16 protein-coding genes and 2 pseudogenes are annotated in these 22020 nt (G+C 54.0%); 10 read left to right on the plus strand and 8 right to left on the minus strand.

Annotated features, from left to right (window positions below):
- The first annotated feature begins 28 nt into the window (after positions 1 to 28).
- Positions 29 to 1540 carry an extracellular solute-binding protein gene (locus DQG23_RS16785; RefSeq protein ID WP_113032022.1) on the plus strand — a complete coding sequence of 504 codons (1512 nt, stop codon included), beginning with the start codon at positions 29 to 31 and terminating at the stop codon, positions 1538 to 1540.
- A gap of 248 nt (positions 1541 to 1788) precedes the next feature.
- Complete coding sequence (locus DQG23_RS16790; protein ID WP_113032023.1) at positions 1789 to 3546, plus strand: sensor histidine kinase; 1758 nt, start codon at positions 1789 to 1791, stop codon at positions 3544 to 3546.
- Positions 3547 to 3742: 196 nt separating this feature from the next.
- On the opposite strand, the gene DQG23_RS16795 is transcribed toward DQG23_RS16790, so the two are convergent.
- The gene (locus DQG23_RS16795) at positions 3743 to 4726 is read right to left on the minus strand and encodes a copper amine oxidase N-terminal domain-containing protein (protein WP_113032024.1); all 984 of its coding nucleotides are present in this window, start codon (positions 4724 to 4726) and stop codon (positions 3743 to 3745) included.
- 206 nt (positions 4727 to 4932) lie between these two features.
- On the opposite strand from DQG23_RS16795, the gene DQG23_RS16800 reads away from it, so the two are divergent.
- The 4 genes from DQG23_RS16800 (at position 4933) to DQG23_RS16815 (ending at position 7532) form a co-directional block, all read left to right on the plus strand.
- Positions 4933 to 5307 carry an S-adenosylmethionine decarboxylase family protein gene (locus tag DQG23_RS16800; protein WP_113032025.1) on the plus strand — a complete coding sequence of 125 codons (375 nt, stop codon included), beginning with the start codon at positions 4933 to 4935 and terminating at the stop codon, positions 5305 to 5307.
- Positions 5204 to 5746, plus strand: a complete 543-nt coding sequence (locus tag DQG23_RS16805; RefSeq protein ID WP_146762322.1) for an SET domain-containing protein-lysine N-methyltransferase — start codon at positions 5204 to 5206, stop codon at positions 5744 to 5746. Before DQG23_RS16800 ends, DQG23_RS16805 begins: the two co-directional genes overlap by 104 nt.
- Positions 5747 to 6078: 332 nt before the next feature.
- Positions 6079 to 6549: a nucleoside deaminase gene (locus DQG23_RS16810; protein ID WP_113032027.1), complete on the plus strand. Its 471-nt coding sequence runs from the start codon at positions 6079 to 6081 to the stop codon at positions 6547 to 6549.
- Positions 6550 to 6689: 140 nt separating this feature from the next.
- Complete coding sequence (locus DQG23_RS16815) at positions 6690 to 7532, plus strand: SDR family oxidoreductase (RefSeq protein ID WP_113032028.1); 843 nt, start codon at positions 6690 to 6692, stop codon at positions 7530 to 7532.
- Between the two features lie 221 nt (positions 7533 to 7753).
- On the opposite strand, the gene DQG23_RS16820 is transcribed toward DQG23_RS16815, so the two are convergent.
- Complete coding sequence (locus DQG23_RS16820; RefSeq protein ID WP_113032029.1) at positions 7754 to 8539, minus strand: helix-turn-helix transcriptional regulator; 786 nt, start codon at positions 8537 to 8539, stop codon at positions 7754 to 7756.
- A gap of 155 nt (positions 8540 to 8694) precedes the next feature.
- Between DQG23_RS16820 and pyk the strand changes: the two genes are divergently transcribed.
- The 3 genes from pyk (at position 8695) to DQG23_RS16835 (ending at position 13413) form a co-directional block, all read left to right on the plus strand.
- On the plus strand, positions 8695 to 10110 hold the full coding sequence (pyk, locus tag DQG23_RS16825; protein ID WP_113032030.1) for a pyruvate kinase: 1416 nt from the start codon (positions 8695 to 8697) through the stop codon (positions 10108 to 10110).
- Positions 10111 to 10459: 349 nt separating this feature from the next.
- Positions 10460 to 12247: a sensor histidine kinase gene (locus DQG23_RS16830; protein ID WP_113032031.1), complete on the plus strand. Its 1788-nt coding sequence runs from the start codon at positions 10460 to 10462 to the stop codon at positions 12245 to 12247.
- 14 nt (positions 12248 to 12261) lie between these two features.
- The gene (locus DQG23_RS16835) at positions 12262 to 13413 is read left to right on the plus strand and encodes a BTAD domain-containing putative transcriptional regulator (protein ID WP_158560560.1); all 1152 of its coding nucleotides are present in this window, start codon (positions 12262 to 12264) and stop codon (positions 13411 to 13413) included.
- A gap of 278 nt (positions 13414 to 13691) precedes the next feature.
- Here DQG23_RS16835 and DQG23_RS42970 read toward each other — a convergent pair.
- The 3 genes and pseudogenes from DQG23_RS42970 to DQG23_RS16845 form a co-directional block, all read right to left on the minus strand.
- A pseudogene (locus DQG23_RS42970) lies at positions 13692 to 13892 on the minus strand (YiaA/YiaB family inner membrane protein); the annotation flags it as partial.
- A 27-nt stretch (positions 13893 to 13919) separates the two neighbouring features.
- Positions 13920 to 14138, minus strand: a pseudogene (locus DQG23_RS42975) (YiaA/YiaB family inner membrane protein); the annotation flags it as partial.
- A 247-nt stretch (positions 14139 to 14385) separates the two neighbouring features.
- Entirely contained in the window at positions 14386 to 15282 is an 897-nt protein-coding gene (locus tag DQG23_RS16845) for an AraC family transcriptional regulator (RefSeq protein WP_113032034.1), read from the minus strand.
- Positions 15283 to 15886: 604 nt separating this feature from the next.
- Here DQG23_RS16845 and DQG23_RS16850 point away from each other — a divergent pair.
- Positions 15887 to 16417 carry a GNAT family N-acetyltransferase gene (locus DQG23_RS16850; RefSeq protein WP_113032035.1) on the plus strand — a complete coding sequence of 177 codons (531 nt, stop codon included), beginning with the start codon at positions 15887 to 15889 and terminating at the stop codon, positions 16415 to 16417.
- A gap of 205 nt (positions 16418 to 16622) precedes the next feature.
- On the opposite strand, the gene DQG23_RS16855 is transcribed toward DQG23_RS16850, so the two are convergent.
- The 3 genes from DQG23_RS16855 to DQG23_RS16865 form a co-directional block, all read right to left on the minus strand.
- Entirely contained in the window at positions 16623 to 17267 is a 645-nt protein-coding gene (locus DQG23_RS16855) for a cupin domain-containing protein (protein WP_420330237.1), read from the minus strand.
- 178 nt (positions 17268 to 17445) lie between these two features.
- Positions 17446 to 18156 (minus strand): response regulator transcription factor, encoded by a 711-nt coding sequence (locus DQG23_RS16860; RefSeq protein ID WP_113032037.1) that lies wholly within the window; start codon positions 18154 to 18156, stop codon positions 17446 to 17448.
- A 304-nt stretch (positions 18157 to 18460) separates the two neighbouring features.
- A complete protein-coding gene (locus DQG23_RS16865) occupies positions 18461 to 21925 on the minus strand; it encodes a response regulator (protein ID WP_113032038.1) in 3465 nt (1154 codons plus the stop codon).
- Positions 21926 to 22020: the final 95 nt, after the last annotated feature.

Below are 22020 nucleotides of genomic sequence, written 5' to 3' on the forward strand. Positions count from 1 at the left end.
ATAATTGAAACAAGGGGAGGGTTCGGCTTTGAAATTTAGCAGAACGATCGTATTGACGGCGGTTACCGCCATGCTCGGGCTGACGGCGGCCTGTGGAGGCTCCGGGGAGAAAGCGGGCGAGAGCGGCGGCACGGCTTCGCCGGGCGGAGGGAGTGTGGCGCCTGTCAAAAATAAAGATTTGTCCATCATGCGGGCTTATCACGCCTCGCTCGAGCAGTTCAAGGGCTCCGACAATATTAACGACAACAAGCTTGTAAAGCTGCTCAAGGAAGGCTCAGGGTACAACGTCAAATACGAGCCGCTGCCGAAGGATAACGTTTCGCAAAAAATATCGGTCATTCTCGCGTCGGGCTCGGTACCGGATATTTTATGGATACCCGGCAAATCGGATTACTTCAAGCTGGCCAAGCAAGGCGCGCTCGAGCCGCTCGACAAGCTGATCGACAGCTATCTGCCGAACCTCGGCAAGGTGTTCACGCAAGCGGAGATTGATGCGGCGAAGCTGGACGGCGTCACGTACGGCATTCCAGTCCGAGTGGCTCAGAAGGTCGGAGCCGGGGTGCTGATCAGGACAGATATGATGGAAGAGCTCGGCTTACAGGAGCCGAAGACGCTCGACGAGCTCTACGCGTTTATGCAAACGATCAAGGCCAAAAAGAACATCGCTCCGCTCACGGCCGCCGCTTCCAATCCGGGTGCGTTCACCGGCGCATTCGCTCCGTTTGCCGGCGCCTTCGGGGTAGGGACGACGACCGTCGACAAGAGCGGCAAGCTGGAATTTACTTGGCTGCAGCCGGAATATAAGGAATTTTTGGCGACTATGAAAAAATGGTACGACGAAGGGCTGATCGACCAGGAATTCGCGATCAACAAAGACGTCAAGGATAAAATGATCAACGGCACGGCGGCGGTCAGCGTGACGTATTGGGCGGATGCGCTTACGATCGAACGGTCGATCGCCGAGAAGAAAGCGGCGGGGAAAATCCGCTATATCGAGCCTCCCGTCGGCAAAGACGGGCAATCCGGCGTTCCCGAGCAGTCGCTGTCCTCGACGTATGCCGTCATTCCGAAACAAGCTAAGAACAAGGAAGGCGCCGCGGACTATTACAATTTCCTGCTTGAGGACAAAACCGATACGCTGATTACGTTCGGCATCGAGAATGAGGACTACAAGGTGGAGAACGGCAAGGTCGTGCAAACCGCGGAGCAGAGCAATGCGATTCCGTGGCGGACGCTTTATTTTATGCTGGATACCGATAAGAGCTTTAATGCCCGTCTCGAGGCCAAAGGCTTCCTGCCGTTCTACAAGCAGCTGCTGCCGTTCAAGCAAAACCGCGAGGAAACCTCCTATGCGCCGTTCGTTGAGGCATGGGACACGAAGTTCACCGAGCTGCGCAACTATGTGGAGGAAAATTCGCTGAGGTTCATTATGGGCAAACGCGATCTGAACGAGTTCGACAAATTCGTCGGAGAATTCAACGCCAAGGGCGGCAAGGCCGCAATTGACGCGATGAACCAGTGGTATACGAGTAAAAAATAAATGCGGTTAACGAACCGAATCGGAGCTGTCCCGGAATCGATATGATTCTTGGGGCGGCTTTTTTTTGATTCATCGGCAAAGTATATCGTGGAAGAGGCTCTAAATCCCGGTAAACGCCAGCGTCATAGACGCCGGTAGGCGTTTATCCTTGTGCGGCGAAGGAAAAATAAGGACTTAAAAAAGTTGTCGATATTTGACGAATGAATCTCGTATAATGAACAAAAAGGCAAGAAGCGGAGGTAGTCAAGTTGCTGCGTTCCAAAACGCTGCTGTTTGCCGGTTCATTCGTACTGTTTCTCATCGTGGCAAACAACGTCATTCATTACGCGCTGACGAAAAGTACTTTGGAGCGTAACTTGGAGCGCGAGCTGGCATCGGTCGCTTCCCAAATACAAATATCGATTGAAAATTCCCGGACGGCTGCCGAATATTTGGAAGAGCAGATCGCCGAGCAGCTAAGAACCGCTTCCGTAGGCGCGCAGTATGCGCTGGACCCGGATGTGGAGAAGGTTACGAACGAACGGCTGGAGGAAGTGAGCCGAAAGCTCGGGATCGACCATCTCACCTTGATGAAACGGACGGATGACGATATCGTCCTCTATAAGTCCTCTTATCCGGGGGAGCTGGGCCTCTCGACGAAAAAATGGGTGCCGTGGTATCAGGCGTTCCAGCAATTGTTCGACAAACGCGAGGTGACGATCGACTGGGGCCAAAGCCTGCCGAATTTTTGGTCCGGTCCGTTCGAATATGCGAGCGCCGACCCGACGAAGCTGAACATCAACAAATGGGGCTATTACTATGACGGCTCGACGAATTACATTATCGATCCGTTCGTCAGCAATAAGAAGTTCGAGGAGTTCCAGGAAACGACCGGCATTCAAGCGATATTGCAAAAAACGATCGCGGCCAACAAACGCCTGCTCGAAATAACCGGCGTCAATCCGGCGACTTTCGGCAGAACGGAGCTGAAGACGGTCACGGACAAAGGGGAAGAGCTTAAGCATAACGTAACCCGTCCGATCATGTTCGGCGAAACCCGTTATCAGGCTGCGGAAACCGATGCGATTGACGTAAGATTAGCGGCGTCGACCGGCAAAACCGTCAAGGAAATCGATAAAATAAACGGCAAAAAGGTGCTTAAATCGTTCATTCCGATGGCGATCGAGCCGAGCGCAAACTATGTGGATCTGGACGGCAAGCCGATCGATACGTATGTGCTCGTCATCACTTCCAGCTACGACGATGTGCAGCGGGAGCTGAGCGGCCAGTTCGCCTCGCTCGGCCTCCAAATCGCGCTAGTCACGCTTGCAAGTCTTGGGGCCGTGCTGCTGGCGATACGCGTTTTTCGCAAGCTGCGGGAGCGGTCGGTAAGGGAGACGCAGGACACCTACATCGAAGAAGTGAATCAGCTGTTTACGGTGGTGAAAGGTCAGCGGCATGATTTTCTCAATCATGTTCAAATCATTCATACCCTTGTGCAGATGAATAAAATCGACGACTTGCGCAGGTATACGAAGGAGCTTGTCGGCGATATCCGGCAGGTGAGCGATATTATGGCCATCGGCGAGCCGGCGATCGCGGCATTGGTGCAAGCCAAATCCGCTGTGGCGTTAAGCAAATACGTCAATTTCACGCACCGGTTCGGGGAGCTTGACCGCGATGCGATCGGCATCAAATCGGTCGATATTGTGAAAATCGTCGGCAATATCGTCGATAATGCATTCGATGCCGTCATGACGCTGCCTCCCGTACGCCGAAATGTCGAGCTGCAAGGATGGATGAAGGACGGCAGTCTTCATATTACGGTATGGAACGAAGGGTGTATGCTAGCCGAAGAGCAGCGCAAGCAGATGTTCGCTCCAGGCTATACGACGAAGAAGGAAGGCCATTCCGGCCTCGGCCTGACGATTGCCAAGACGCTTCTCATCCAGTACAAGGGAGATATCCGGGTAGAAGCGGACGATGAGAAGGGGACGACTTTCCACATATCGCTGCCGATTCATTAGCGGGATTAAGTTTGCGTCATTTACCTTTAGACATGTTAAAAAACCGTGCCATCGCGCTTCTTGCAGCGGCTTTGGCACGGTTTTTTTAACATTCTCGTTTGAATCCCTCACGCAAGTGTGTTTTTTCGGACTGAAACGATTTGCAAATAAAGCAAGCAGGAAAGGAACGTTCCCGCGCGCCGGTTTAGAGTAGAAATTACTTTATCTCGGCGGAAGCTTTTGGCTCTTCCTCTTTCGGCTGTCCGGAAATCGAAACGACGCCGGTCGGGTCGATGCCGTGCTTAACCTTCAGGACCTCGTCCACAAAGCTAAGCGGCACGAACAGGTTTCCGTCCTTCAAGGTCGGCGCTTTGCCGAGCTTGATCGCCATTTTGGCGAACGAATAGCTGTCTTCCCCGACTTTAACCGAGGTCCATTGCGCTCCTTTGGACACTTCGGCCGTTTGCGTTTCCTCATTCCAGCTGTATTTGTAGCCCAGCGCTTCGACTACCGGCTTGAGCGGAATCATCACATGATCGCCGTCAACATGCGGGCGCGGGTCGCCCATTCCCTCGCCGTCGACAACGAGAACCCAGTGCATGCCTCCGAACGAATCCTGCGGCTGCTGGTCGATCTGAGAGATGGAAAGCGTTTCTTCCGAGGCGGAAACGTTCGCTTTCAGCACTTCGGCGGCAAACGCGAGCGGGACGTACGTCGTGTTGTCCTTCAGCTCAGGCGCTTTGCCGAGCTCCAAGAGCATTTTGGCAAAGGAGTACCGGTCTTGTCCGATTGTGACGGACGTCCATTGGTTTCCTTTGGACAGCTCGACCGACATGGTTTCGCCCTTCCACACGAGCTCGTATCCGAGCGCTTCGGCGACTGCACGGAGCGGAATCATCGCCGTTTTATCTTCAGCTATGTATAGACCGGCATCCTGCACGGGAGCGCCGTTTATTTGCAGCTTCCATTGGCCGATCGTCTCCGCGCTTGCGGCAAGATCCGGGAGCTCGGCGGAAATCGGAACCGGCGTTTGAATACCGGGGGGCTGCTCAATCGGCATGCTGAGCGTTTGAGCGATAGGATTGCCGTTAGCGTCCTTAATGATGTGCGGGCCTTTGTTCGGATCATATTGAGCAAAAGCTTGCGTGCCCATTAAGCTGATCGTCAAGGCGAGAGTGGCGGTAATCGTCGTTTTTTTCATCGGTTTTCTCTCCTGTCGTCTTCTAGTTGTCGGTTGGGGAATTCAGGAATTGCTTGCTTTACGGTCTCCTAGACGAGCCAAGCCGTCAAAAGGTTGCGCCCGAATACAAGCGGCGATCGCCCTTCCGCTATGACATCCGCCTAAAGCGCGCCGCCTTGAAGCGTAATATCATGTAATACTCGGCTGGCAAAAAGGAGCGTCCACGCATGTACAAACGGATCGTTCATAACGGAATGCCCTGCTACGGCAAACATGTGCTGCTTCATCTCGTAAACTGCAATGAGCGTATTCTAAGCATTGAGGAAGTAAAAGCGTTTATCGGCTCGCTGGTGGAGGAAATCGGGATGCAAGCGTTCGGGGAATGCCATTGCTACCGATTCGGCGAAGGGGAAGAAATCGGATTGTCGGCTGTGCAGCTTATATACACCAGCAGCATTACTTTGCATACGAACGACTTGCACCGGGAGGGATATCTCGATGTCTTTAGCTGCAAAGATTTCCCGGCGGAGCAGGTTGTGGAAAGCGTGCAAACATGTTTTGCACCGGAGCGTATCGAGCATCAGACGATTATTCGCGAGTAGCGGGCGTTTTTATCCCGACACGGTGGCGAAGCATCCCGACGAGCCGACCCGCGATAAATTCGGCATCCGGCATCACTCATTGTACGGCGAAGGGGTGGTGGCGAAAAGAGAGTTCCGCAAGGGAGAGCTCCTGTTCCGTTTCGACGGTCCCCGGTGCAGCAGTCAAACGTTGTTCACGCTCCAGAAGAAGCAGGGCGTTTACGTGGAAGACCCGTATGTGATGGGCAAAATATTGCACTCCTGCGACCCGAACGCAATCGCTGATATGGAGGCGCAGCGTTTCCTGGCGCGGCGGGACATTCGTGCCGGGGAGTGGATTACGATGGATTACGAATCGACCGAAGATGAGCTGTACCGCCCGTTCGATTGCCGCTGCGGATCTGACAATTGCCGCGGACGCATAACCGGCAAAAAAAGCCGTTCAAGTTTGCGGAAATGATCGTCAGTGCAAATTTTCAAATGCAGCGAGGCGTATCGTGGTAAAACTCAGGCTGTTTAGAAAGTACTCTTCCGACAAAAATCGCCCGAAAAACCGCGTCAATACAGGGGGCTGATGTCCCTAGCTTTGCTAAAAACGGAGTTTTTAAACAGCCTGACAATTCCGGCTTATTTGGCTCGATCCGGGCCGTGGAGTTGATTTAAGCCATTCCTTTTTGTCGCGCGCTGAAGGATATGGTATAATCAGGAAAAATGAGATTGTTTATGGAACGGCTTTCCATCGTGAGGCAGGTTCACTAAATTGGCAAGCCGGCTTGCGTAGGAGGTGCCTGCATGGATAAACAAACGCTTATGGAGCAAGCCGTTCAAGCGGCTTACGAGAATGTGGTGTCCGGCCGCGGGGGGCCTTTCGGTGCCATTGTCGTTAAAGACGGCGTCATTATCGGAACGGGACGCAACGAGGTGACGGCTTTGCACGATCCTACCGCTCATGCGGAGGTGCAAGCGATCCGAGAAGCATGCCGGCATCTGAACGATCATCAGTTGAACGGATGCGACATTTATACAAGCTGCGAGCCTTGCCCGATGTGCATCGGCGCCATTTACTGGGCCAGGCCGCGGGCGGTTTATTATGCGTGCACGAAGGAGGATGCCGCCAAGGCCGGCTTCGACGACGCGTTTATTTACGAGCAGCTGGAGCTCCCTAAGGAGCAGAGATCCATCGAAATGACGCGGATATATCCGCCGCAAGGCGACAAGCCTTTTCAAGCGTGGGGGAACTCGCCGAACCGGATCGAGTATTGAGTGCCGGATTGGCCAAACGGACTGCGGCGAAGAAGCCTCCTTTTTCATCCCGACCCGGAAACGCGGCATCGGCGGCATAACGATAATTCTTCCTAAACGTACCGGAAATCCAAACACATCACATACAAAGGCGGTAAACGATGAAGCAGGTAACGGGAGAACGGCCGGTGGCGCTTGTCACGGGGGCGTCGAGCGGCTTCGGCATGCTTACGGCCATAGCATTGGCGGAAGCGGGCTATCATGTCGTGGCGACGATGCGGGCGCTTTACAAAAACGGCGAGCTGCTGGAGCGGGCGGCCGCGGCCGGCGTTAGCGAGCGGATGGAATATGCGGAGCTCGACGTGACGAGACCCGACCAAATCGAGGGTGTCGTCAGCGGCGTTATAGCGCAATACGGACGCATTGACGCGCTTGTCAACAATGCCGGCTATGCGGTGATGGGGATGGTCGAGGAAGTGCCGATGAGCGATTGGCGGGCGCAGCTGGAGACGAACTTTTTCGGTACGCTGGCGTTGACCAAGACGGTCGTGCCGCATATGCGCGGGCGAAGGTCGGGCACGATCGTTAACGTCAGCAGCGGCGCGGGGCGGATGGGCTTCCCCAATACGGGGGCCTATTCCGCTTCCAAGTTTGCCGTCGAAGGCTTCAGCGAAGCGCTTCGCTTCGAGCTGCTGCCGTTCGGCGTCCGCGTCGTGCTGATCGAGCCGGGCACGTTTAATACCGGCATTGCCGCGAAGCACGTGTATCACGAAGCCGAGGATTCGCCGTACGCCCCGATGATCCGTTCGTTTCGCTCTTTTAATGAAAAGGCCGAAAGCAAAGGGAACGATCCGGCCATTGTGGCTCGTACGATCGTTCGTGCCGTACAATCGCGCAAGCCCCGTGTCCGGTACGTATGCGGCGCCGACGCAAAAAGCATCGTCTTTATGAAAACAATGCTGCCATGGGCGTGGATCGAGCGGGTAGTCGCGAAAATGCTGTAGAAATCGCATGAGGTAAAGGTATACCGGTGCGGCATTTGCGCTGCAGGACAGCGGCCGGTCGGACGACCTAAACAAGCTGAATGAAAACCGCGGGAGCGTGATTGCTCCGGCGGTTTTTGGCGTTGCACGGTTTTTTCCGATTTATCACAGCAAAGTATATCGTGGAAGCAGCTCTAAAGCTCGGTAAACGCCGGCGTCAAAGACGCGCCGGTAGGCGGTTCCTACAGCAGCGGCTGCTCGCGTTCCTGCATAACCTGTGACGGCGAAAGGCCGGTCAGCCGCTTGAACGTGCGGTGGAAGAAGGAGGCGTCGCAGTAGCCGAGCGATTCCGCAATGTCCGCGATGCTGAGCCGGGAATGCCGCAGCAAGTAAAGGGCGGTTTTGATCCTGACCGCATGCGTATATTCGCCGATCGTTTGGCCGGTCACTTCTTTGAATAAGGCCGCGGCGTAGCTCGGACTGATGCCGGCCGCGTTTCCGAGATCGTCCTTCGTTATTTTCTCCCTGTATCGATTCTGGATATGGGACTTCATCATTTCTACATGCCGCAGCTTGCTTGGAGCGGGCGATCCTTTGTCGATTCCGCGATTCCAGCGGGTGAGCACCTCCAGCAGCAGGGCGAGGCACATCGTTTGGCGGTAGGGGAGGCCTTCGTGCCACTGCCGGTGCATGGAGCGAAAACGTTCCAGCAGAAGCTCGGCTTCGCCGGTTTTTTGCTTGATGCAGCTGTGCGTTTCCAGAATGGGCAGCGGCGCAGGCGCTGTCGTTCGGGTAAAGGCGACGACATATTTTTCGTGCGAGCGGGTGGGAATGCTCTTGCCGTAAAATGCCGTCCCGGCCGGTAAAAGCAGCAAATCGCCTTGCTCCAGGAGCAGCTTTTCCTGCCCGAGCCAGTACATGCACTTGCCGTAGCCGACCATGACCAGCGTCATGCCGCTGCGGGCGCCGTCCGTCTGCTCGTACCACTCGCTTCCGTTATCGTGACGAATCGATTCGATGTCCAGCATGTCCGTTTTCCTCCAAATGAGATAATACTATTTTACATAGACCGTACTATAATTCATAGATTCTTTTATGCGGGAGGATTACAATAATCATCGTTAATAACGAAGCGAAGCTCGGAACCTTTACGGGGCTCATCAATTAGGAGGAAGTTCACACCATGCGTAAAACAAAAATCATTTGCACGATGGGACCTGCTTGTGATTCCGTGCCTGTGCTCAAAGAGATGATTCAGGCGGGAATGAACGTGGCTCGATTAAACCTGGCGCACGGCGATTTGGAGGAGCACCGCAAACGGATGGACAACGTCCGCCAAGCGGCGGCCGAGCTGAATGCGCCTGTGGCGATACTGCTCGATATCAAAGGGCCGGAAATCCGGACGGGCCTCCTTAAAGAAGCGGCTTGCGTGTTGAAGGCGGGAGAGCGGATTACGCTGACGACCGAGCAAATGGCCGGCGACGCGGAGCGATTGTCCGTATCCTATCAGGACCTGCCGCGCGATGTGCGTGTCGGTTCACGTATTTTGATCGATGACGGTTTGATCGAGCTGCTTGTGGAAGCGGTGGAGGGGACGGAAGTGCATTGCCGCATCGCCAACGGAGGAACGATCAAGCCGCGCAAAGGCGTCAATTTGCCGGGCATTCGCACTTCGCTGCCGGGCGTGACGGAACGGGACGTGTTGCATATTGCGTTCGGCATCGAGCAGGGCATAGACATCATTGCCGCGTCGTTCGTCCGCAAAGCGGCGGACATTATGGAAATTCGGCAGCTGCTGGAGGACCGCGAGGCGGGTCACATCCAGATCGTGTCGAAGATCGAGAACGAAGAAGGGGTGGAGAACCTCGATGCGATCCTGGCGGTGTCGGACGGCTTAATGGTCGCGCGCGGCGATCTGGGCGTAGAAATTCCGGCTGAAGAAGTGCCGGTCGTGCAAAAGCTGATGATTCAAAAATGCAATTTGGCGGGCAAGCCGGTCATTACGGCTACACACATGCTCGATTCGATGCAGATCAACCCGCGTCCGACTCGCGCGGAAGCGAGCGACGTCGCCAATGCGGTGCTGGACGGTACGGACGTCGTGATGCTTTCCGGGGAAACCGCGGCTGGCAAATACCCGGTGGAGTCGGTCGCGACGATGGCGGCGATCGCGGAGCGGGCGGAGTCGATATTGCCGTACGACGAGCTGCACGTTAAGAAGGGTGCGCTGCAAAAGACGGACGTGACCGAGGTTATCAGCCAGGCTGTCGTAAATACCTCGCTGCAGCTGGACGCTAAGGCGATCGTTACCCCGACGGAGACCGGTTTTACCGCGCGGATGGTATCGAAGTACCGCCCGAAAGCGCCGATCATCGCCGTTACGCAGAATGATCACGTGCTGCGCCGCTTGAGCCTGGTATGGGGCGTCATCCCGGTTAAGGGCGACCGTGTCTGCTCGACGGACGACATGTTCCGTCTGGCGGTCGACTGCGGAACCAAAACCGGCATCGTGCAAAAGGGCGACCTCGTCGTCGTGTCGGCCGGCGTTCCGGTCGGACGGTCCGGATCGACCAATCTGATCAAAATCGAGCAGCTGTAGGCGGGATAGGTTGGCCGGGAAGAAGTATTTTCATTTTTGACCGGATTGTATACGAGCGAAATTAATAAAAGAAGCTTACATTTCCATTCTTGGTGTGGATTTGAAAGCTTCTTTTTACTTGTTATGCATGGACCGTGCGCGTAGTTGAGAAAACCTTATTGTTCATGAGGCTGTCCGCATTATTCCACCGGTAACTGTTAAACAACAAATTCTGCAAAATTCAATGTCAAAAATAAAGAGGACACCCCCTTAAAGAGAGTGATATAATCCTGTTTAGAAAAACGCGGACGAACGCCCTGCGGTCACGGCAGACGCGGATACGAATGCGGAACTGACGGGAGCGGCGGCAGTGGATTTGAAACAAGGGATGTCTATCTTGCTTTTTTTGGCTGCAGGGCTGATGGTGTTTGTAGCATTGCTGTCCAACCGCAAACGGCATCTGCCGGTAGCGCAAACGATGACTCTCACTATGCTGGCGGCAGCATGTTACGCGGCAGGTTATGCGTTTGAATTGCTGAGTACGGACTTGTGGCAAGTAAAGCTTTCGCTTAACATACAATATTTGGGCATTCCGTTTGTCACCACGTTATGGTTGTTTCAGGTTATTCAATTTACCGGCGCGGCTGCTGCCTTTCGGAAGCATTTGGCGGCATGGCTGTTTCTGATCCCCGTATCCGTATTCCTCCTTCATCTGACCAATGATTGGCATCACCTCGTCTATAAGCGGTACGAGTTTAACGCAGCGGGTGGGATTCCTCTCTATACAACGGTCAAAGGTCCGTGGTATGTCGTTCACGGCCTGTATAGTTATGCCGTTCTCTTATGCGGCATATCGTTGTTCATCCCGATGTATTGGCGTTCTCTCCTGGTCGTACGCAAGCAAATTTTTGTTCTGATTTTGGGGGCGGCAGCCCCGATGTTTTGCAATCTGTTATTTTGGTTTGGTTTTACGGTTGATCCCACTCCTTTTGGTTTTGCTATATCGGGACTTGTGTATATGTGGGGCATTTGGCGGTTTAATTTGCTGCGTCTGGCGCCGCTTGCGATGGCTAAGGTGTTCGGTACGATCCGCGACGGGGTTGTCCTGCTTGATTACGAGAACCGGATTATCCGTTGCAACAGCGCGGCGGAGGAGGTTCTTCCCGAGCTCCTTCGCATCAAGCGTTTTCCTGCGGCTGCTGCGGAGGTGCTGGCATCTAACCCTGCCTTGCTGGAGCGCATACTTCCGGCCGCAAGCGGCGATGACCGGTTTCCGTTCCAATGCATGCACGAGGGCCGCGTCAGGCACTACATTTGCAACTTGACCTATATTTATGACGGCAGCACGGCTCCGATCGGCAAAATCCTCATGTTCAACGATATAACGGAGCTGAAGGAGAATGAAGCCAGACTTCGGGAGAATGCCCGCCAGCTCACGGAGCTGAACGCGTTTAAGGACAAGCTGTTTACGGTTGTCGCGCATGATATTCGCGATCCGATTGCGCTGCTGGTCAGCTTGACCGAGCTGCTGGGGGAGGAATTGGCGGCTGCCGGCGTTGAGCGGGTGGAGCTGTTTCGGGAGATAGAGGGACAGATGCAGAATACGTATCGGCTTGTCGACAATTTGCTGGATTGGTATCGCAGTCAGAAGGGCAAGGTGGCGTTCCGGCCGTCCGTATGGAATGTTCGGCAGGTGGTGCAGCAGGCGCTGGCGCTCGCGGGCGTCAAGGCTAACATGAAGCGGATCAAGCTGACGGAGAAAACGGATGGCGAGCTGGCTGTTTTTGCCGATAAAGAGATGCTGGACCTGATTCTGCGAAATTTGTTGTCGAACGCCATCAAATATACGGGGATGGACGGAGCGATTGAGGTTGTTGCCGAGCGGCAAGGCGATAGGATTGTCCTGTCTGTACGCGACAATGGGAAGGGGATTGATGAGCAGACGGCGGAATTGCTGCTGCAGGAAGACCCGTTTTTTCGTACGGGCGGCGTCGGGGACGATGCGGGGGAGACACGGTTCGGGCTTGTGCTTGCCCGCGAGTTCGTTCGTATCAATGGAGGGCGTCTCTGGTTTGAGAGCAAGCCCGGCGAAGGCGCAACTTTTTCGTTCAGCTTGCCGATTGCGGCAGGCGAAAGTATGACAGCGCCCGACGAGTGAAGGGGGGATGAATGATGAAGGTTGTTTTAATTGACGATGAACCGGCGATGCACCTGATCATGCGTATGATGCTGGCCAAGCTGCCCGGCGTTACCGTTGCAGGCGCTTTTACGGACACCGCCTCCGCTTTGGCTTTTCTGCAGGACAACCGGGACATCGGGCTGGCTTTTGTGGACATCTCCCTTCCCGGAGGGGGACTGGCGTTTGCCGCGGCTGCGGCGGAAACGATGAGCTGGTTGCAGATTGTGTTTGTGACCTCGCATAAGGAATTTGCGTTGGAGGCGTATGAGCTGTCCGTTATAGATTACCTGGTCAAACCCGTATCGCAGGAGAGGCTGCAGCGCACCGTTACCCGCGCGATTGCAGGCAGGGGAGCGCTGCAGCCCGAGGCCCAGCCGGCCAACCCGCACAACTCGGCCGTATCCGGGAAGCTGGTTATTACCGCGCTTGGCGATCTGTCGGTCAGCAGCAGCGTAGGCCGCGTCAAGTGGATTTCCCGCAAATGCGCGGAGCTGTTCGCGTATTTGCTGCTCCACCAGGGCAAGCGGGTACCGCGCTCGCGGCTGGTTGCCGAAATATTTGCAGGGATGCGGCAGGACAACGCGGAGAACTATCTGAATACAACCGTATATCAATTGCGCAAGTCGCTGGAGCCTCTCGGTATGCGCGATATGGTGCGGTCGGAAAATGACGGCTACGCGCTTGATCTGCATAACCATATCGTTGATTATGCGGAGTTTGCGAATCAGGTCGAGGAGCTGGGCGTCATTGATAGCCGCAACGTAAGCAGAGCGCTTCAGGTCGAGCGGCTCTATACCGGGGAACTGTTTGGGGACAAAGCGTATGTCTGGGCGATGTACGAGACGGAGCATTACGCCAAGCTGTACACGTCTCTCGTTGTGAGCCTGGCCGAAGCGCTGATTATGTTGAAGGATACAACGGCCGCGTCCAAGCTGCTGTATAAGCTGAAGGAGCGCAACCCGCTGGATGAGACGGCGATGCGTTTATTGATGAGCGTTTACGGGGAAACCGGCGACAGAAAAAGCTTAACCGCGCTGTACAACGATTATGTACGGCTGGTGAACCGCGAGCTGGGCATCCAGCCGGGCGAAGAGCTGAGACGTTGGTATGAGCGTCTGATCAGCCAATTGTCGGTCAAAAAATAACGGACGGTAAAAATCGGCAGCAAAAATCGGCGTCAAAAAAACACTGAGCGGACATTTGCGGCTCTCACAAGACAAGCCGCCGGCCATCCTCGGATTTGCGGAGGGGGCAGGCGGCTTTTGATTTTGCCGGTATGCTGCATATTGACTGGATTTGATGCCGTAATCCGAGCATTCATCGTTCTAAGCGTCGATTCCCGCCAATGTAACAGCATTTTTATCGGTTACGTCGCCTGCAACGGGTCGCTAAAGAGAAGCAAAGGAAGAAAGCCGAATGTAGTTTACCCTTGCTCTTGTCCTTCAACCGTCAAATTGCGGTCGGCATCCTCTTTGTTGTCACGGACCGTTTTCTGCAGAACGAAAGCGGACATCGTCAGGAACAGAGCGGTTACGGCATAATAACCTTGCACGGACAGCGGCTGGTTCAGGTTGTAGATACCGATGAAAATCGCCAGCAGCGCGCTTGCGAACGAAGCCCAGGCAAGGAAAGTGAAAGCGCCGGTATTCCGCTTTTTGAAGGACTCGGCGTCTTCTTGGTTGTCGCGGATCGTTTTTTGCAGAACGAAGGAGGACATCGTCAGGAACATGGCGCAAACGGCGTAATACCCTTTGACCGGGAGCGGCTCCTCCAGCGTGTAAATGCCGATGTACATTGCGATGAACGCCAGCCCGAATGAAGCCCAGGAAAGGAAAGTGAATGCTGCGGTGTTCCGTTTTCTCGTCGTCATGATAACCAGCCTCCGTATATGATAACTTTGTCTTAGTACCTGCTTCTAAGTCATATTGTACGGATTTTCCGGATGGAAATAAGTACTAACTTTTTCTAGTACTGCGGCCCGGACCAAAAAAAGAACCCGCAAGCAACGGGCCTGCGGGTTAAATGTATATATTATCAAAAGGGGGTCGTCTTTTATTATAGGCGGTCATCATTAAGGGAAGATGAAGGGAATATTTCAATTGTGTAACAAATGGCCGTCACTCCCGCTGCCGTTCATCCGATCGGTGACGGACCGGGATGTAGACGGTGATTCTCAAGAAATCGGGGAAAGAGGAGCGCATCACGTCCGTAATTTCAAAATCAGGCCCTTCCCGCCTTTCGTAATTGGAGTTCGGCAGCCAGGTGCCGTAAATGTACGTTCTGGTTTGCTGGACCAGACCATCGGAGCCGAAAGCTTGAAAGACGGCGTAAGTCCCGCCCGGAATATCGAAACGAATAAAGCCTTCTTCCAGCGTCTCGCCGGATCGCGTCGCCTCTTCGCCGACCAGGAACGAAAATCCGCCGTCATCCCGGAAATTGCAGGAAATGCCGTACGCCATATTGGGCGCCGTTTTACCGGGGATCCGCTCGTAGTATCCGTTTTTCCCGAAATCATGGTAAAACCCGGGGATTTCATTGAAATGACGGTTATCCTCCAAACTCGTCCGGTATTCGAAGCATACGGTGTGGATACTATCCAAATGCTTGATTTCGGGTTTATGCATCGCAAGGTCTCCTTTGTCTTCCGACCGATAGACCGAAAAGTTAATTTTGTGCTGCCGTTTGAATGCGGATTCGGATTTACGGTATTTGGCCGGAGTGATGCTGAAATATCCGTCGAATGCGCGCGTAAACGCTTCTTGGGAGCCGTACCCGTATGCGATCGAAATATCCAGGACGCTCCTGTCCGTTTGCTTTAGCTCTTCCGCTGCTTCGGACAGCCGTCTTTTTCGAATGTACTCGTGCACGGAGAAGCCGGATATGGCTTGGAACAACCGCTGAAAGTGAAAGGCGGAAAAACAGGCCTGCGCGGTGATATCTTTAATGTGCAGCTCCTCTTGCAGATTTTCCTCTATAAATTCGATGGAACGCTGTATTCTTTTGAAATCGTCCATTTCCACCCCTCCGGAAGTTTGTCTCCTAAACATAGTGTACACGGCAGCCCGAAAGTTTTTTTGATAATCCGTGCCGCATTATGCGCGCACAAAAAGAAAGCCCGCAAGCAACGGGCCTGCGGGTTAAAGTTATATATAATCAAAAGGGGGGTCGTCTTTTATTATAGGCGAGCATCATTAAGGGAAGATGAAAGAAATATTTCATTTGTGTAACAAATTGCCTCACCGTTGATTCGATGTCCGCAAGGCGGCGAAAAAAATACCCGCAGGCAACGGGCCTGCGGGTTAAATTTATATAATCAAAAGGGGGTCGTCTTTTATTATAGGCGGGCATCATTAAGGGAAGATGAAGGAAATATTTCAATTGTGTAACAAATGAATGCTGACTTTTTCGTGCAGCCTCCGAAATTCTGAGCCGCAGTTGTGGCTTACGGATGAAACGGTGCGGTAGGCCCGGCCGTCCGCGGGATGAAGCCGCTCGGCAAGCTAACCGATCTGGGCTAAACGTCGTCGTCCAAGGCGCCCAAGTTTGTCATGACATCTCCGCCTTTTTCTGATAAGATGGTTGGAAAACTTTGCAAATTGATGGCAGGAGGCGGCTGGCATGCGGATTGAAACGGAACGTTTGATCATAAGGGATTTGCGTGAAGATGACTGGGAAGCCGTGCACGAGTATGCTTCGAGTCCGCTGGTCGCCGAGCATATGCAATGGGGGCCGAACACGGAGGAGGAGACGAAGGCGTTTCTCCGGCGCGCCATGTCATGGCAGAAGGACGATCCGCGGACGGAGTTCGAGCTCGCGGTAACGCTGCGCAATAACGGCAAGCTGATCGGCGGCTGCGGGCTTCACGCGGAAGGCGAAATAGGCGAGATCGGGTACTGCTTCCATCCGGCCTATTGGCGGCAGGGATATGCTTCCGAAGCGGCCACGGCCATGCTTGCGCTTGGCTTCGAGGACTTGAAGCTGCATCGCATTTTTGCGACGTGCCGTCCCGAAAATACGGGCTCCGCCAAGGTTATGGAGCATGTCGGCATGCGGTATGAAGGCCGTTTGCGAGAGCACATCCGGGCCAAGGGGCGCTGGCTCGACTCGTTGCAGTACGCGATTTTGGATCGCGAGTTCCGGCGCGGGTAAATTTCGATACGCCGGAAAACTACGATAAACGGATCGGTAGTCTAGCGTAAAGTTGCCGCAGTTCGCAGTTCAAGCATGCGGACTAATCATTAAGCGTAAAGAGGCTGCCTTCGCCTCCCGGCGCGCGGTGCTCGGTCACACGTCGGCGGTCAAACCTCGTGCGGCGGCAGCCTTTTTTCTCGCTCGCTCCGGCGCGCGCTGTCGATTACCCCCAATACCGCCCGTATTGCGGAGTGTAAGGATATTGTTGATTATATGGCGGATACTGTTGATTTAAAGACTGTTGAGCATGATAACCGGTATTTTGTTTATGACAGTCCGCGTAGGGCCCAATATAAGTTGACGGTCTGACGGGCTTAATGGTTTCCTTCCATTTATTCTCATCGATACAGTAGGTATGCGCCATAATATTGGCGGGAGTGAATTTCAAAATATCCGAACCTAAAATCACCTCAGGAGTAGGCGCGTCGAAAATTGCCAGCAGATGCGTATTATCTACGGTTGCCACTTCATAATGCCACCACCCCTGCGGAACGTTTGCCACTTGACCGGGGGTAATGGAGTAATTTTGAATTTGTTTTGTGAACGGGTTCAGCATCGATACGACTGCAGCGCCGGAAATACAATAGACTAATTCGGCGGCGTTCTGGTGATAATGCGGTTCTACAACATTGCCGGCGCTAAGGAAAATGTCTAAGAGAGACACGTTTTCCAATGTGTTTAGCTGTTCCACACCCAATACGTTAATGAGGTTTTTATCGTCTTTTTTGAACAAGAGACTATTATTTACGTCAAATTTGTATTGAGTTGCCGGAGAGGTGTAATTAATAGTTGCACCCAAAGCTTTCATCGCCTCGTTTCATTTAGAAGTCCCAAAAACCTATATAGGCATTTTATGTACATTAGAGCATGTTCGGTGTGCAAAGCGAGGAAAGCGGCAACTATTAATTGAGCTTCCGAATCGTTTTCAGTACCGGAACGCAAAAAAATCGACTCCAGCGGTCCTCCTGTCCGCAGGGTCGATTTTTCTACATTTCGAACTTATAGCCGACTCCCCAAACCGTCTTGATATGCTTCGGTTCTCTCGGCTCATACTCGATTTTTTTGCGCAGATTGGCAATGTGAACGTCGATCGCCCGGTCGGTGACGAACGAGTCGAAGCCGCGCAGCGCATTGATGAGCGATTCCCGGTTGAATACTTTGCCCGGATTGGCGCAAAGCAGCCTCATGATCTCGAATTCGGAATAAGTTGTTTCGATAAGCCGGTCGTCTACGTAAACGGTCCTCCGTTCAAGGTCTAATGTGATGTGTTTGTCGCCTTTCATGACAGCCTGCTCCGGTTCTTGCTCGGACGGAGCCGCAGCCGTCTGCGCCGGATAATGGGACCGGCGGATCAGCGCCGTGATTCGCGCGCTCAATTCCCGCATGCTGAACGGCTTGCAAAGATAATCGTCGGCGCCGGCCAGCAAAGCGTCAATGCGATCGGTAACTTCCGTACGCATCGATACAACCAGGATCGGCACGGTTGACACTTCCCGAATGCCTCTGCATAACCGGGTGCCGTCCATATCGGGAAGAACGAGATCGAGCAGGACGATGTCCGGCCGGACGGCTTCCAGCTGGGCCAATCCTTGCTCGCCGTTTACCGCCCTCGTTACCTCGTAGTCCTCTTCGGACAAGTACATCGATAACATTTCGCCGATCATCGGATCGTCTTCGATAATTAACACTTTGTTCATCTATAACCCACCTTTTTAAACAAAATGTTAGGAAAGTGTGGTGTCGTCAGCCTTTCTTAACAATAATTAAATAAGAATCTAACAAAAGATAAATCTATCTGGGATAAATATACTATATATCTGCTTATAGCGTCTATAGAATCGTATTTGTTAGAAAAGTGTCAGAGGGGCTGTGGCTCCCGCAAAGTAATGGATAACCTATTATCGAAGCAACTCAAGATGTATGACCGCTTTTATCGGTAAGGTTAGATGCGTTTCCTCTCTGTCGTTCGTCACGGACGGAATACGCTATAGAGGTTTAACGTCACTTTGCGGGAGGGTTATCCAGCGTTTTTACCGATTCGAGCACTTCCAGAAGCGCCTGCTCGACTGCTTCGAGGGAGCTCAAGCCCGTCAAGTTTCCGTCGTCGATGTGGCGGAGATCCGCTTCCAGCTGTTCTGCAGCGGCATACAGTCGCTCCGCCGCCAAATTGCCCGCCGCGCCTTTGAGCGTATGGACGAGTCTGCCGGCGAGCTTCCCGTCGTCCTGCCGCATGGCTTCGCGCAGTCGGGACATGAAATCGGCATACTCCCGATGGAACGTCCCGGCCATCCGCATAAAAATGCCGACCTTTCCGTCCAAACGGTGCAGCGCCTGCTCGACCCGGATGCCCTTCAGCTGAGGCAACGGTTGTATATCGTCCGGATAAGGGGGCTCGCCGTACGGCTGTCCGGCCACTGCGTCCTGCCTCAGCCATTTGGCGATGACCGCGAACATGTAGCCGACGTCGATCGGTTTCGTGATGACATCGTTGATGCCGATCCGGTAGTACGCTTCATGGTCTTCCTTCATCATGTTGGCGGTCATCGCAATGATGGGCAAACGGTCGTATTTATGATCGCGGCGAATGATCTTCACGGCATCGTAGCCGTCCATTTCCGGCATATGAATATCCATGAGCACTAGGTCCCAATTCGCCTGTCCGAGCTTGTCCAGCGCTTCCCGGCCGTTCCCCGCGACCGTTACGTCGAAGCCTCGGCCCTGCAGCAGCTCTACGGCTACCTGCTGATTGATCAAGTTGTCCTCGGCCAACAAAATACGACCCTTCGCCTCGACGGCAGCCGCCGTTTCGGCGACGTTCGCGTAGGAGACCTGCAGCCGCTTCTCCAGCCTGCGGTCCAGCAAAGCCGCTATAGTCTGGTATAACCCCAGACGGCTGATCGGCTTGACGGTTATCGCATCGGGACGATCGGTCTGATCCATGCCGATCAGCTCGTCGCGGCCGAAAGCGGTCGTCATCGCGAGCGTGGCCGCTTTCGCCTTGCCCGCCGCTTCGTGCATCGTAATCCATGTTTCCGCTCCGTACATATCGGACATTTCCATATCGAGCAGCACGATATCGTAAGTGCCGGCCGTGCCCGGACTGCTCAGAAGCTCCAGCCCGCTTTTCCACGATTCGACGCTCGTCACCTGAAAAGCCAGCGACTGAAGCATCGACCGGAGCTTGCTGCGCATCAGGTCGCTGTCCTCCACAATAAGCGCGCGGCGCGTCGTTTGGGATATGGGAAGCTTGAACGTCCTCGGCTTGGCATTGGCGGGAAGCGGGAAGGTCAGCGTGAACGAAAACTGGCTGCCGACGCCTTGCTTGCTGTAAACCTCAAGCGTTCCTCCCATCATTTCGATAAAGCTCTTGGAAATGACAAGGCCGAGCCCCGTCCCACCGTATTTGCGGCTCGTCGAACCGTCCGCTTGCGTGAACGGCTGGAACAGCATCGAAAGCTGCTCGTCCGACAGGCCGATGCCGGAATCGATGACCATGAAGCGGATCGTAACCTCCTGCTCGCTTTCTTGCATGACCTGGGCCTTAATAATGACGAAGCCTTTCTCGGTAAATTTGATCGCATTGCCGCATAGGTTAAGCAAAATCTGCTCGAGCCGCAGCGGATCGCCAAGCAGCGCGTCAGGCAGGCATTCGGGCGTATCGATGACAACCTCAAGCTGCTGCTTGCTCAACGTCACGCTCAGCGTATCCGAGCATCTGCGGAACACGTCGTCCAGCTGGAAGCGGACCTTCTCGACCGCCAGCTTACCGGCCTCCATTTTGGAAAAGTCCAAAATATCGTTCACGATACGCAGCAGACTTTGCGACGATTCGATAATTTTTTTCTGATAGTCTTCCTGGACGGGCGTCATCTCCGTCTTGAGCATCAGCTGGGACAAGCCGATAATGCCGTTGAGCGGCGTCCGGATTTCATGGCTCATTCTTGCGACAAAGCGGCTTTTGGTCTGCGTGGCTTCCTCCGCTTCCTTCTTCGCCTGAACGAGCTCCTCCTGCGTTTTTTTCAAGGCGGAAATATCCCGGAAAATGTTCACATATCCCGTAATGTTTCCGTCCGGATCGACGATCTTGGTCGAGTTGACCATGACCGGAATCCGGGTGCCGTTCTTATGTACGTACGTCCGCTCGAAGTCGACGGATAAGCGCTCGCTTGTGGCGTACTGCTGGAAATAATTATTGGTGCTTACCTCGTAGCCGAGCCGGGCCGCCAACTCCGCCGCCGCGGCAGCTAGATCGTCCATGTCGTGATAAAACGGTATTCTCCGGATGTTGATAACTTCCTCCGCCTTGTAGCCGAGCAAAGTCTCCGCGGTTTTGTTGAAATACGTCACGGTCCAGTTTGCATCCGTATAGACGATTGCGTAATCATTGTGATTGATGATGGCCTCGAGCCGCTCGAACAGCGTTCGAAGATGATCGACCATGCCGTTGATCGAGCGTGCAAGCGTGCCGATTTCGTCCGCTTTTTCGACAGGGACGGGTTTTACGTTCAAATTGCCGCCGGCGACCGCCTCCGTCACGCGGACGAGCCGTTCGATTCGGGAAACGATCGGGTTCAGCACGATCAGAAGCAGCAGCGCAATGACAAGCTCGGCTGCGCCGACTGTAATAAAGGTGTTGCGAAGCAGGGACTGAAGCGGTTTCCTGAACTCGCTCAGTTCCGTATCGATAACCATGAACCAGTCCGTACTCGGCACTGCGGCGGTAAATAAAATGCGTCTATGGCCTTCCTCCGTCCGAAGGATCCCGTAACCGTCCCGCAGCGAGCTTCCGATTGCCGTCCGGATTTCGGCAGGGCCTTGAAGCAGGTTTTCCTTTAAGATTTTGCCGGTGTCGGGGTGATACAGAACGGTGCCGTCTTTATGTATCAAATAAGCGGCGGACGAGCTGCCGATCCGGATGTTGAAATATTTGCGGAACGCTTGCTCGGTGAACAGCGTTTCAGTCAACGCCCCCGTCACGCGGTTGTTTGTATCGAAGATAGGCACGATCAGCTTCAGCACGATTTGTGTCGGATCGTCTAGGCTGTACATGGGCCGTTCGGCTATGACGGCTTTGCCGGCCATCGCTTCCTGAAATAAAAAATCGTCCCCAATATTAACCGTATTGCCGCTGGTTAGCGGCATTTGCCCGTCCGTTCCGGCAATGCCGTAGGTTCGGACGAATTCTGCGCGCGATTGTTCGTTTTCCAGATACAGCATTTGATCCTCGGGCTTGCCGAACCGGACGAGATCCGTACGGCTCATGACCTTCAGCTCGGCCAGCCGGGTATTGATCCACGCCGACAGCTCGTACGCATGCGAGCCTGTTGCGGAGGCGGCTTGGTTGCGCAGGGATTCCAGCACATGCCGTTTGGCATCCCGGTAATTGAGCGCCCCTACGAGCGTCAAGCAAATGCTTGTCATCAAGAGCAGCATAACCATGACCCGTACCCGCAGGGAAAGCTTCATACCTTACCTCCGTTGCAAAAAGTAGTTCTTTTTATCCATTATAATGCGGCCGTCGAAATTTGTCAGAAAAGTGTGAAGGGAAGTGCGCATATATT

Origin of the sequence: Paenibacillus contaminans (assembly GCF_003285015.1) — a bacterium.
GTDB lineage: Bacteria > Bacillota > Bacilli > Paenibacillales > NBRC-103111 > Paenibacillus_V > Paenibacillus_V contaminans.

What these genes read in the sequence shown, in the direction of transcription:
- DQG23_RS16855 (WP_420330237.1), bottom strand. Translation starts at nt 17,267, where the DNA reads ATGAAAGCTTTGGGTGCAACTATTAATTACACCTCTCCGGCAACTCAA.
- DQG23_RS16805 (WP_146762322.1), top strand. Translation starts at nt 5,204, where the DNA reads ATGTCTTTAGCTGCAAAGATTTCCCGGCGGAGCAGGTTGTGGAAAGCG.
- pyk (WP_113032030.1), top strand. Translation starts at nt 8,695, where the DNA reads ATGCGTAAAACAAAAATCATTTGCACGATGGGACCTGCTTGTGATTCC.
- DQG23_RS16860 (WP_113032037.1), bottom strand. Translation starts at nt 18,156, where the DNA reads ATGAACAAAGTGTTAATTATCGAAGACGATCCGATGATCGGCGAAATG.
- DQG23_RS16835 (WP_158560560.1), top strand. Translation starts at nt 12,262, where the DNA reads ATGAAGGTTGTTTTAATTGACGATGAACCGGCGATGCACCTGATCATG.
- DQG23_RS16800 (WP_113032025.1), top strand. Translation starts at nt 4,933, where the DNA reads ATGTACAAACGGATCGTTCATAACGGAATGCCCTGCTACGGCAAACAT.
- DQG23_RS16815 (WP_113032028.1), top strand. Translation starts at nt 6,690, where the DNA reads ATGAAGCAGGTAACGGGAGAACGGCCGGTGGCGCTTGTCACGGGGGCG.
- DQG23_RS16850 (WP_113032035.1), top strand. Translation starts at nt 15,887, where the DNA reads ATGCGGATTGAAACGGAACGTTTGATCATAAGGGATTTGCGTGAAGAT.
- DQG23_RS16820 (WP_113032029.1), bottom strand. Translation starts at nt 8,539, where the DNA reads ATGCTGGACATCGAATCGATTCGTCACGATAACGGAAGCGAGTGGTAC.
- DQG23_RS16795 (WP_113032024.1), bottom strand. Translation starts at nt 4,726, where the DNA reads ATGAAAAAAACGACGATTACCGCCACTCTCGCCTTGACGATCAGCTTA.
- DQG23_RS16810 (WP_113032027.1), top strand. Translation starts at nt 6,079, where the DNA reads ATGGATAAACAAACGCTTATGGAGCAAGCCGTTCAAGCGGCTTACGAG.
- DQG23_RS16845 (WP_113032034.1), bottom strand. Translation starts at nt 15,282, where the DNA reads ATGGACGATTTCAAAAGAATACAGCGTTCCATCGAATTTATAGAGGAA.
- DQG23_RS16865 (WP_113032038.1), bottom strand. Translation starts at nt 21,925, where the DNA reads ATGAAGCTTTCCCTGCGGGTACGGGTCATGGTTATGCTGCTCTTGATG.